This is a genomic window from Dellaglioa sp. CoH-55-MRSF-6, from assembly GCF_056782215.1.
The window spans coordinates 1-277 of record NZ_JBXAYJ010000039.1 but is presented as its reverse complement, the minus strand read 5'-3'; the positions used below and the strand labels follow the sequence as shown (position 1 = coordinate 277).

Sequence of the window (277 nt, the reverse complement as noted above, 5' to 3'; positions counted from 1 at the left end):
CATCGCGAGTTCGCGGGTCGGCGTCAGCACGAGCAGGCCCGGGCGCGCGACGGGTTGCGGGCGGCGCGCGCGGCGGTCGCCCTGGTTCGGTTCACGCGGCGCGCGCGGTTGCTGCGCCTGCGTCTTCTGGAGCTGCGCGAAACGTTCGATCGCGGGCAGCATGAATGCGGCGGTCTTGCCCGAACCGGTCGGGCTCGACACCAGCAGGTCGCGGCCGGCGATGCCGGCCGGAATCGCGCGCTGCTGGACCGGCGTCGGCTTCACGTAGCCGGCGGCC

Annotated in this window: 1 protein-coding gene; it reads right to left on the bottom strand. The window is 74.7% G+C overall.

All coding sequences use genetic code 11. The features are described 5' to 3' along the window. Positions 1-277: DEAD/DEAH box helicase (locus tag AC1RPK_RS07710; protein WP_481769348.1), on the bottom strand; the 277-nt coding region annotated here is incomplete at both ends.